The sequence below is a fragment of the Streptomyces sp. 8K308 genome (assembly GCF_004348315.1).
GTDB lineage: Bacteria > Actinomycetota > Actinomycetes > Streptomycetales > Streptomycetaceae > Streptomyces.
Window position 1 is genome coordinate 1 of the sequence record NZ_SMKC01000248.1, and the last position, 10,958, is coordinate 10,958.

Below are 10,958 nucleotides of genomic sequence, written 5' to 3' on the forward strand. Positions count from 1 at the left end.
GGTGGGGAGAAAACCCCTACGGCCGGTCCAGCAGGCGGCGGAGTGTCGCGACGCGGTTGGTCGTCAGGGACTCGACGCCGAGCGCCAGCAGGCGCCGCATCGTGCGCCGGGTGTCCGGCGTCCAGGCGGCGACCCGGCAGCCCCGGGCCCCGGCCCACTCGACCGTCGCCTCGGTGACCAGTCCGAAGCGGTAGTTCAGCCAGCGCGGGCGCACCTCGTCGAGGAGCGTGGTGGGTGGGCGCGTCGCGCGGTGCCAGGTGAGGGCGATCTCGGCCGCCGGGTCGGCCTCGCGGACCGCCCGCAGCGCGGCCGGGTCGCCGCAGTAGTAGACGCGGTCGGCCGCACCGGCGGCGCGGACCGCCGCCAGGGTGGTGCGCGCGGTGGCGGCCGAGCGCTCCGGGAGGTCGATCAGGGTCCGCACCGGCGCGGTGACCGCGAGCGCCGCGGCCAGCGTCGGCACCCCGCCGCCGGTGAGCTCCGCGATCTCGGCCGCCGTCAGCGCCGCCACCGGCCGGTCGTGCCCCCACAGCCGCCTGAGCGTCGGGTCGTGCACCACCACCAGCACGCCGTCCGCCGTGGCGCGCACGTCGAGCTCCACCGCGTCCGCGCCGGCGGCGATCGCGGAGCGGAAGGAGGGCAGCGTGTTCTCCCTGGCCCGGTACGGGTCGCCCCGGTGGGCGACGGCGACGGCGCCGCGGCCGGTCACCCGGGCCACGCGGCGAGGTATCCGTCGATCTCGGCGGCCAGCCTGGCCTTGCCCACCGGGTCGAGGAACGAGGCGTGCACCGCGTTCTTCGCGAGCTGGGCGACCCCGGCCGCGTCGAGGCCGAGCAGCCGCGCGGCGACCTCGTACTCGGTGTTGAGGGCGGTGCCGAACATCGGCGGGTCGTCGCTGTTCACGGTGACCAGCACGCCGGCCGCCACGAGCTCGGGCAGCGGGTGCTCGGCGAGCGAGGGGACGGACCTGGTGGCGACGTTGGAGGTGGGGCAGATCTCCAACGGGATCTGGCGCTCGGCGAGGTGGGCCAGCAGCCGGGGGTCGCGGGCGGCGTTGATGCCGTGCCCGATGCGCTCGGCGCGCAGCTCGGTGAGCGCGTCCCAGACGGTCTCGGGGCCCGTGGACTCGCCGGCGTGCGGCACGCTGTGCAGCCCGGCCGCGATGGCCCGGTCGAAGTAGGGCTTGAACTGCGGCCGCGGCCAGCCGATCTCGGGGCCGCCGAGCCCGAACGAGACCAGTCCCTCGGGGCGCAGCTCGCACGCCATCCGCGCGGTGTCCTCGGCGGCCGGCAGGCCGAGCTCGCCCGGGATGTCGAAGCACCAGCGCAGCGTGACGCCGAACTCGCGCTCCGCGCTGGTCCTGGCGTCCTCTATCGCCTCCATGAAGGCGACGTCCGGGATGCCGCGCCGCACGGAGGAGTGCGGGGTGACGGTGAGCTCGGCGTAACGGATGTTCTGCCGGGCCATGTCGCGGGCGATCTCGTGGGTGAGCAGCCGGACGTCCTCGGCGTCCCTTATCAGCTCCACAACCGAGATGTAGATCTCTATGAAGTGCGCGAAGTCCCGGAAGGTGAAGTAGCGTTCGAGCTCGTGGGGGTCCTTGGGGACCGGTGAGTCCGGGTGCCTGGCCGCCAGCTCGGCGACGATCCTGGGGGAGGCCGAGCCGACGTGGTGGACGTGGAGCTCGGCCTTGGGCAGGCCGGCGATGAACGTGGTCAGGTCGGTCGCGGCGGTCGGCTCGGACAAGGTGCCCTCCGGGGTCTCGGTGCGAGGTCATCGTATGCGGCGGGTCCGACATCCTGGCCGGCGGCGCTGTCGGTGGCGGACCGTAGGGTGGTGCCCGCGAGGATGTGGAGGTCCTGTGACTGCTGAACAGCAGCCCGATCCGTTGCGGCCACCGGCCGGGGGCGTGGCTTCCGTGGCGCCGTGGCCGTGGTACGGGGCGCCGGGTTGGCCGGTCCTGCCGCCACCGCCGAGGAACGGTGCGGGCAACGCCGCGTTGGTGCTCGGCCTGCTCTCGGTGCTGACCTGCTGGACGTTCTTCCTCAGTCCGCTGACGCTGCCGCTCGGCGTGCTGGCCGTGATCCTGGGCCTCGTCGGCCTGGCGAACGTGCGTCGGGGGCACGCCACCAACCGGGTGTTCGCGCACGGTGGGTTGTGGACGGGGGTGGCGGGCACCGCGATATCGGCCGTGTTGGTCGTGCTGTTGGTCGGCTGGAGCACGAGCGGGCCGACCGAGGTGCGCTCGGCGGCGGGGGCCGACTTCGTGGCCGGTCCCGACCAGGAGGTGGAGTTCGCTGACGGCCTCGCCGTCACCATATCCGGGCCGAGCGAGGCCGACCTCGGCCACCAACTCGTCATCCGCGTCACCAACGAGGGCGAGCGCACCGTGGACCTGGCCGAGGGGGCGGCGCGGGCCTGGCTCGGCGACCGGCGCGCCGGCGTCGTGCTGTTGACCGAGCGCCCCGACCGGTTGGCGCCCGGCGAGTCGGGCTCGATCTCCTTCCGGATCGACGGCGCGGTGGCCGGGGCGGGGGAGCGCGGCCCGCTCGCCCTGGACTACGCGCCGGGCGGCGCCTACGACTACGGCTTCTGGGAGTTCGATCTCGGCACCGGCGACGACGGTTCCGGTCTCGAGGACGAGGCTCCCGGGGGCGGTGGCGTCGAGGCGTGACGAGCGGTGTGTGACGCGTGACACGGGGGAATCCGGCGAAGCGGCGTAAGAGTTCGGGGTGCAGGCACTCCTACCTCATGACCCGACCGGGCCCGCCGGGGGCTCGCGGGGGTGAGGAGGTTCGTGTGAAGGGCGACAGTGGGGGCGCGCGCACGGCCGTGGAGTGGCTGGCGTCAGCGGCCCCGGAGCCGGAGACCTGCCGCTGGGAGTGGGAGCGCCACCCGATGGCGGTGGCCCTGCTCCCGGCCGGGCGGGTGTGGGACGTGCTGGTGGTGAAGGGCGAGTTGGGGTGTCCGACGCTGGCGGTGCTCACCCGGGTGCTCGACCGGCCGGGTCCCGTGCTCGCGGACCGGGGGGACGCCAGGGTCGGCTTCTTCGTCCCGCCGGGCACGGCCGGCCGTTGGGTGGGCACCGGTGTGCGGGGCGCCGGCCGGGGTAGCTGGATAGTGGTGCCGCATCCGGTAAGGGCCGCGGGCGGCGTGCGCTGGCTCGTCCAGCCGGACGGCTCCGGCGTGCTCACGGATCCCGCGGTGCTCGAGCTGGCGATGCACGAGGCGGCCGCGACGCTGGCGGGCGGGAAGGCGATGTGAGCGGGGTGCGGGCGGCCCAGCCACCCCGGAGCGAGGGGGGAGAACTCCGGGGCGGTGCCGGCCACTCCCAAACCCGGACGGCCGCACGCCCCGGGGGGTGTGGGGCGGGCGGTACCGGTCCGAAAGGAGTCGCGGGAGTCTGGCTGCTCTCGCTACCGGTCCGACCGTACGACAGGACGACCGGTACCGGACGTGGCGCCGCCGGATCCGCATCACATCCCCGCAGCTTCTCCATCCGGTGCCAGCCCGCTCACAGGCCGCACCGCTCTCGCCGTGCCGCCCGCCCCGCGTCGTGCACTACAGGCCGTCGACCGCGCCCTCGAGCACGTCGAAGGCACCCTCGAGGACGTCGAGCCCCTCCCTGAGTAGCTCCTCGCCGATGACCAGCGGCGGCAGGAAGCGCAGCACGTTGCCGTAGGTGCCGGTGGTCAGCACCAGTAGCCCCTCGCCGTGGCACGCCTTGGCCAGCGCCGCGGTGGCCGCCGGGTCGGGGTCCTTGGTGCCGGGCCGCACCAGCTCGATCGCCAGCATCGCGCCCCGGCCGCGCACCTCGCCGATCGCCGGGTGCTTGGCCGCCATCTCCAGCAGCCTGGGCTTCATGACCTCCTCGATCCGGCGGGCCCTGGCCGGCAGGTCGAGCTCCCGCATGGTCTCGATGGCGCCGAGCGCGGCGGCACAGGCCACCGGGTTGCCGCCGTAGGTGCCGCCGAGGCCACCGACGTGCGCGGCGTCCATGATCTCGGCGCGGCCGGTGACCGCCGCGAGCGGCAGGCCGCCGGCGATGCCCTTGGCGGTGGTGATCAGGTCGGGCACCAGGCCCTCGTGCTCGCTGGCGAACCACTGTCCGGTGCGGCAGAACCCCGACTGGATCTCGTCGGCCACGAAGACGATGCCGTGCTCCCTGGCGAACTCCGCGATCCTGGGCAGGAAGCCGCGCGCCGGCACGATGAACCCGCCCTCGCCGAGCACCGGCTCGACGACGATGGCCGCCGTGTTCTCCGGCCCGATCTGCTTGCTGATCTGGTCGATGACCTGCGCCGCCGCCTCCTCGGCACAGCGCTCAGGCCCGGTGGGCCAGCGGTAGGGGTAGGCCATCGGCATCCGGTAGATCTCCGGCGCGAACGGGCCGAAGCGGTGCTTGTAGGGCATGTTCTTGGCGGTCAGGGCCATGGTGAGGTTGGTGCGGCCGTGGTAGCCGTGGTCGAAGACCACCACGGCCTGCCGCCCGGTGTGGTACCGGGCGATCTTCACGGCGTTCTCCACGGCCTCGGCGCCTGAGTTGAGCAGGATCGACTTCTTGGCGTGGTCGCCGGGGGTGAGCCTGGCCAACTCCTCGCAGACCTCCACGTAGCTCTCGTAGGGGGTGACCATCGCGCAGGTGTGGGTGAACTGGCTGAGCTGCGCGCTCGCCCGCCGGACGACGGCCTCGGCGCTGTTGCCGACGGAGGTGACGGCGATGCCGGAACCGAAGTCGATCAGCGCGTTGCCGTCCACGTCCTCGACGATGCCGCCGCCCGCGCGTCGCGCGAACACCGGCATCACGATGGGGAGCCCGTCGGCCACGGCGGCCTGCTTGCGGGCCATCAGCTCCCGTGACCTGGGGCCCGGGATCTCGGTGACGAGCTTGCGCCGCTGGGCGAGGGAGGGGCCGCCGGAGGTTTCCGTCGAGGCGCTCATGAGGGGACTCCTTGTCGCGAAGGGGCTGTGTCTCCGGTCACTCCTCGCAGGCTAGGGCCGCCCCCGCTGTCCCCGCATGCTCCGCCACGGAGTGATCGGGGGACGCGGCTGGACGAACTGGCGCGGAGTCGGGGGTGGGTTGCCCGAGTTTCCTAATGGTAAAGTCGCAATCAACCGTTAGGTCGAGGGGTGGGGCGCGCGACGCCACCGGAGCGGAGGGGCATGTCCGAGCTGCGTCAACTGCTGCGGGGCCTGGAGGTGTTCGCCGGCGAGCTGCCCTCGTTCGATCCGGACGCCGCCCCCGCGGCGCCCGCCGACCTGTTCACCGACTGGCTGCTGGCCGCCGTCGACGCCAAGGTCCCCGAGCCCCACGCGATGACGCTCTCCACCGTCGACGAGCACGGCGCCCCGCAGGCGCGGGTGCTCATCCTCAAGAACGTGCTCACCGAGGTCGGCGGCTGGCAGTTCGCCGCCCACCGGACCAGCCCCAAGGGCCGTCAGCTCACCCACCGGCCGCGGGCCGCCCTCACCTTCTACTGGCAGCCGCAGGCCCGCCAGATCAGGATCACGGGACCGGTGGTGCCCGAGAGCCGCGAGGACAGCGCCGCCGACTTCCTGGCCCGCGGCCCCGGCGCCCGCGCCGAGGCCCTGCTCGGCCGGCAGAGCGGCCCGCTGACCGACCCCGCGGAGCGCGCCGCCGCGCTCGCCGCCTCCCGCGCCCGCCTCGCCCGGGAGCCGGACGCCGTGCCCCCGGAGTGGACGCTCTACACGCTGCTCGCCGACCGGGTCGAGTTCTGGCAGGGCGACCGCGACCGCGAGCACACCCGGCTCGCCTACCTCCGTACCGCCGACGGCTGGACCAGGGAGACGCTGTGGCCCTGAGCCCACCCGCCACCGAAGACCGCGTGCGCGACGCCGTGTTCGCCGCCCAGGACCGGCTGCGCGCGCTGCTGCCCGGGCTCACCGACGCCGCGGCGCGCGAACCGAGCGCGCTGCCCGGCTGGAGCCGGGCCCACGTGCTCTCCCACCTGGAGGGCGTCGGCCTGGCCCTGGCCAGGCAGGCCGAGTTCGCGTCGCGCGGCGAACTGGTCGACGTCTACGACGGCGGCCGCCCTGCCAGGGACGCCGGCATCGAGGCGGGCGCCCGGCGGGACGCCGCCGCGCTGCGCGCCGCTCTGACCGCCGCCCTCGACCGGGTGCGGGCGACCTGGGCGGCCGTCGGCCCCGACGAGTGGGACCGGCCCGTCCGCTACCGCCAGGGCCCGCTGCGCGGCGCGCTGCTCGCCTGGTGGCGGGAGGCCGAGATCCACACCGCGGACGCCCTGCTCGGCGCCACCCCCGCCGACTGGTCCCGCGCGTTCTGCGGCCACACCCTCGACTTCCTCGCCCCGCGCGTACCGGCCGACACCCGGCTCGTGCTGGTCGCCACCGACGGCCCCGAGCGGCGTGAGTTCGGCACCGGCCCCCAGGACGTGGTCGTGCGCGGCCCGCTGACCGACCTCACCGCCTGGCTCGCCGGCCGCGCCCCGGCCGCGCCCCCGCGCCCCGAGACCGGGGAGCTGCCCCAACTCGACCCCTGGCCCTGACGGTTCGCCCTCGGCACAAAGCCACGGGACGGGCCCTGGCGCTGCGTGTTCCGGTGCGTTCGGCATTAGATTTCGGCATTAGATTGAGCCGCGCACACCCGTGGCACCCGCGCGACAGCCCGAGCGGCGAGCGACAGTCACCCGATGGCCTGGTCAGGGGGCTTGGCACCCGATGAGCACCGAAGGCGCGCCCGACGCGCGCACCGCACGTGAGAACGCCCAGGCGGTCCCACGCCCCAGGGGCGCGCCCCCGATGCCGCCGGGGCCACCCGAGGACGCCGGGCCGCCGCTGGTCCGCTGGCTGCGCTCGCCACGGCCGGCGGCCGGCCCCGGCGTCTGGCGCACGGGCCACGTCCCCAAGCCCCCTGAGGACCCGGACCGGCTCGGCGACCGCGAGCTGCACGGCACCGCCGCGCTCGCCGCGATCGCCGGCTGGATCGTCTGGTCGCTCTACGCCAACGGCTACCTCGGCTTCGTGCTGTGGCCCCTGGAATGGCTCGGCCTCGACTCCTGGGGCGCGTCCACCGGCGGCATCACCGTCCTCTACCTCTACGAGCTGCTGTTCGTCGTCCTCCTGGTCTACGCCTTCGGCCGGGTGGGCAACGGCCCCGACCTCTGGCGCCGTTGGCGGCCGGCCGTGCTGCGGCTGCTGACCGGCCGCCCCGACATCCCCCCGCTGCCGCGCGGCGCGGCGCTGCGGGCCACCGCCGCGCTGCTCGCCTGCTACGCGGCCTGGCGGCTCAGCTTCCGCGGCGTCTGGGAGTTCTGGCTCGAACCGCTCTACACCGTCGTCCCCGACTCCTGGTGGCAGGACGGCGACACCACCGCCTACACCGTCAGCTACAACCTCTACTACGCGCTCTACGCCGCGCTGCTGCTCGCGCTGGCCGCCTGGCTCGGCGGCTGGCGCGCCGTCCGGCGCCACTTCCCCCTCGCCCTCCGGCTGCGCCCGGGCGCCGGCACGACCCCGGGGGAGCGCGCCGAACTCGCCAGGCTGGCCGACTTCACGGAACTGCGCGCCGCGGGCGCCACCCGGGCCGCCGAGCGGCTCGCGGCCGAGGCCAGGGGCGGCGTCATGAGCGACCTCGACTACGCCCGCATCGAGTACGCCTGGCGCCTGGTGCGCGCCCGCCCCACCGCGCTGCCCGCCTTCGACGACACCGCGGCCGCCGAGGGCGCCGCCGCCTTCACCCACCCATCGGGCGCCCGCGACCTGCCCGCCAGGACCGCGGAACACGACCTGCTCACCCGGCAGGTGCGCATCGGCCACGCCCCCGACGAAGACCGCAACCCCTACGAGTACCGGGGCGAGGCCGTCGCCCTCGACCCGACCGTGCTCGGCACCTCGCTGCTCGCCGTCGGCCCGCCCGGATCCGGCAAGACCGGCCGGGTCATCCGGCCCGTCGTCGAGGCCCTGTGCCTCCAGGCGCTCACCGGCCAGGCCGCCGTCGTCGCCGTCGGCACCGCGCGCAGCGGGCTCGGCCCGGACGGCGCCTTCGACATCGTCGTCCGGGTCGGCGACCCGGCCAGCACCCACCAGCTCGACCTCTACGGCGGCGCCGCCGACACCGACGAGGCGGCCACGCTGCTGGCTGAGGCGCTGGTCGGCGGCGGCCGCGCCGACCCGGCCGAGGCGGCGGCCGCGCTGATCCAGCTGATCGGCCCCTACCAGGCCGCCTACGGGCACCTCCCCGGCGTGCCGGAGCTGCGCGCCATGCTGGACGGCGCCCCCGCCCTGCTGGCCACCCTCCGCGAGGACCTCGCCTTGGCCGGCGCCGCCGACCAGCAGCGCGACCTCGACGCCCGCGCCCGCCAAGCCCAGCGCCCCGACGACCTTGGCCCACAGCTCGCCGACCGTCTCGCCCTGCTCGACCGCGCCGGCTTCTCCCACCCGGGCCGGGCCCCGGCGTTCTCGCTGAGCTCCCTCACCCATCCGCTGCGGGTCCGCGTCGACCTGCCGGCCACCGGGCACGCCGAGGCCGGCCGCATCATCACCCGGCTGCTGCTCGCCCAGTTCACCGCGGCCGCCGTCACCCGCCCCGACCGCTCGCTCTTCGCCTGCCTGGTGCTGGACGACGCCACCGCCGCCGTCACCCGCGGCACCGTCCGCGGTCTGACCCAGCTGCGCCCCAACAACGCCGGCGCCGTCCTCGCCCTGCGCACCCTGGACGACGTGCCGGCCGAGCTGCGGACCGGGCTGCTGGGCGCGGTCGGCTGCCGGATGGCGTTCTCCGGGATCACCACCTGGGACGCCGAGCACTTCGCCCGCGCCTGGGGCACCGCATGGACCGAGGACCAGGAGACCACCCGTACCCCGGACCGCGGCGGCGGCATGGTGAAACGGCTGGTGCGCGGCGTGCGCCGGGCGTTCACCGGGCGGGACACCACCACGGAATCGGTCACTGTGCGGCGGGTGGAGCGGGAGCGCTGGTCGGCCTCCGAGCTGGCCCATCGGGTGCCGTCCCGGCACGCGGTGGTCTCGATGACGAGCGTGGCGGGCGAACCGAGCCCTCCGGTGCTGGTCCGGCTCGGCTGACCTGCGGCCGGGCCGCCGGCGCGCCGGTGACGGAATCTCGCCGTTGCCGGCACGTGCCCCAGGGACGCCCCATCGGACGCATATGCCAGTCGCTGTACGGTGATGGTACGTGTTGCTCTGGCTGCCCAAGGTGATGCATGCGCCCGACCCTCGCCTCCCTCGTCCAGCACACCGCGCTCAAGCTCGGTGTGCTCTGTGGCGAGGACCGGCTCGAGGCCGAGGTGCGGTGGGCGCACGCCAGCGAGCTCGCCGACCCGGTGCCCTGGCTCGACGGCGGCGAACTGCTGCTGACCACCGGCCTCAAGCTCGCCGTCCACGACCAGGGGGAGATGCGGGCCTACGTGGCGCGGCTGGCCGGCGCCGGCGTGGTCGGCCTCGGCTTCGGGGTGGGCGTCAACCACCCCGAGGTGCCGCCGGCCCTGCTCGGCGCGGCCCGCGAGACCGGGATTCCGCTGCTCGCCGTGCCGCGGCCGACGCCGTTCATCGCCATCAGCAAGGCCGTCTCGGCCGCGATAGCCGCCGAGCAGTACCGGTCGGTGACGGCGGGGTTCGCGGCCCAGCGCGAGCTGACCAGGGCCGCGCTCTCGCCCGGCGGACAGCGCTCGCTGCTGGAGAGGCTGGCCGGCCAGGTCGGCGGCTGGGCCGCGCTGTACGACCTGACCGGCGCGGTCACGGCGGTCGCGCCCGGCTGGGCGGCGCGCCGGGCCACCAGGGCGGCGGCCGACGTGCGGCGCCTCGCCGACCGGCCGGCGCCGGCCAGCGTGGTGACGACCGGCGAGCCGGACGACGACCGGATCGAGCTGCAGTCGGTGGGCACCGGGCAGCTGCCCAGGTCCGTGCTCGCCATCGGCACGGCCACGCCACTCGGCCCCGCCGAGCGGTACGCGGTGCAGTCGGCCGTCGCGCTGCTGACGCTCACCACCGAGCGCTCCCGCGCCTTCCAGGCGGCCGAGGCGCGGCTCGGCGGCGCGGTGCTGCGGATGCTGCTGAGCGGCGAGCCGGACCACGCGCGCACGGTCGCGGGCGAGCTCTACGGCGGGCTGCTCGACGCGCCGCTGCGGGTCGTGGTCGCCGAGGCCGACGCCGAGTGCACCGCGCTCGAGGACCTGGGCCTCGTGGTGGAGTCCGCGGCGGCCAGGGCCGGCGAGCCGGTGCTCGCGGTCGCCGACGGCGCCGACCTGGTGCTGCTCGCCGCGGACGGCGGCGCGGCGGTCGCGGCCCTGGCCGACCACGCGCGGATCGAGCCGCGCGGGCGGGCCGACGGCCTGGTGCTCGGCGTCTCGGAACCGACCGGGCCCTCGGCGGTCGACACCGCCTACCAGCACGCCAGGGAGGCCCTGCTGGTCGCCCGCCGGCGGGGCCGTACGCTGGTGGAACACGACCACGTCGCGGACGGCTCCATCGTGCCGCTGCTGGCGGACGAGGCGGTGCGGGCGTTCGCGGACGGCATGCTGCGGTCGCTGCGCGACCACGACCGGCGGGGCCGGGGCGACTTGCTGGCCTCGCTACGGGCGTGGCTGGCCCGCCACGGCCAGTGGGACGCGGCGGCGGCCGACCTCGGTGTGCACCGGCACACGCTGCGCTACCGCATGCGGAGGGTCGAGGAGATCCTCGACCGCTCCCTCGACGATCCGGACGTCCGCATGGAGCTCTGGCTGGCCCTCAAGGCCAGCGGCTGACGGCCGGCGGGTTGGCCTCCGGCCAGGTTGGCGACGCCGCGCCGGCTCTGTCCGGCGCAGGGCCGGCCCGCGGCCTTGGCGGCTGCGCCGCCGCGAGCCGGCCCTGCGGCTGCGCCGGCCTCCGGCGGTTCGCGCGGCGGGGGCCTTCAGGCCCGGCCGGCGAAGCCGCCCCCGGACCGGGGCCGCTGCCGGCCCGCGTGCGGAGCGCGGAAGAAGGGG

9 protein-coding genes are annotated in these 10,958 nt (G+C 75.6%); 6 read left to right on the forward strand and 3 right to left on the reverse strand.

The window, feature by feature from the left end; genetic code table 11:
* Positions 1-16: 16 nt before the first annotated feature.
* On the reverse strand, positions 17-715 hold the full coding sequence (locus E1265_RS26440) for a glycerophosphodiester phosphodiesterase (RefSeq protein WP_132933516.1): 699 nt from the start codon (positions 713-715) through the stop codon (positions 17-19).
* Positions 703-1,743 carry an adenosine deaminase gene (locus tag E1265_RS26445; RefSeq protein WP_132933517.1) on the reverse strand — a complete coding sequence of 347 codons (1,041 nt, stop codon included), beginning with the start codon at positions 1,741-1,743 and terminating at the stop codon, positions 703-705. The genes E1265_RS26440 and E1265_RS26445 overlap by 13 nt, the downstream gene beginning before the upstream one ends.
* Before the next feature lie 115 nt (positions 1,744-1,858).
* Here E1265_RS26445 and E1265_RS26450 point away from each other — a divergent pair, with 115 nt between their 5' ends.
* Positions 1,859-2,671: a DUF4190 domain-containing protein gene (locus E1265_RS26450; RefSeq protein ID WP_132933518.1), complete on the forward strand. Its 813-nt coding sequence runs from the start codon at positions 1,859-1,861 to the stop codon at positions 2,669-2,671.
* A 125-nt stretch (positions 2,672-2,796) separates the two neighbouring features.
* Complete coding sequence (locus tag E1265_RS26455; RefSeq protein WP_132933519.1) at positions 2,797-3,261, forward strand: hypothetical protein; 465 nt, start codon at positions 2,797-2,799, stop codon at positions 3,259-3,261.
* A 297-nt stretch (positions 3,262-3,558) separates the two neighbouring features.
* On the opposite strand, the gene gabT is transcribed toward E1265_RS26455, so the two are convergent.
* Positions 3,559-4,938 (reverse strand): 4-aminobutyrate--2-oxoglutarate transaminase, encoded by a 1,380-nt coding sequence (gabT, locus tag E1265_RS26460; RefSeq protein ID WP_132933520.1) that lies wholly within the window; start codon positions 4,936-4,938, stop codon positions 3,559-3,561.
* A 222-nt stretch (positions 4,939-5,160) separates the two neighbouring features.
* Between gabT and E1265_RS38230 the strand changes: the two genes are divergently transcribed.
* The 4 genes from E1265_RS38230 to E1265_RS26475 all read left to right on the forward strand — a co-directional run bounded on the left by E1265_RS38230 (position 5,161) and on the right by E1265_RS26475 (position 10,739).
* A complete protein-coding gene (locus E1265_RS38230) occupies positions 5,161-5,820 on the forward strand; it encodes a pyridoxal 5'-phosphate synthase (RefSeq protein ID WP_207931212.1) in 660 nt (219 codons plus the stop codon).
* Positions 5,811-6,524: a maleylpyruvate isomerase family mycothiol-dependent enzyme gene (locus tag E1265_RS38235; protein WP_207931213.1), complete on the forward strand. Its 714-nt coding sequence runs from the start codon at positions 5,811-5,813 to the stop codon at positions 6,522-6,524. The genes E1265_RS38230 and E1265_RS38235 overlap by 10 nt, the downstream gene beginning before the upstream one ends.
* A gap of 172 nt (positions 6,525-6,696) precedes the next feature.
* Complete coding sequence (locus E1265_RS40420; RefSeq protein WP_279571467.1) at positions 6,697-9,060, forward strand: ATP-binding protein; 2,364 nt, start codon at positions 6,697-6,699, stop codon at positions 9,058-9,060.
* 137 nt (positions 9,061-9,197) lie between these two features.
* Positions 9,198-10,739 (forward strand): PucR family transcriptional regulator, encoded by a 1,542-nt coding sequence (locus E1265_RS26475; RefSeq protein ID WP_132933521.1) that lies wholly within the window; start codon positions 9,198-9,200, stop codon positions 10,737-10,739.
* Positions 10,740-10,958 lie beyond the last annotated feature (219 nt).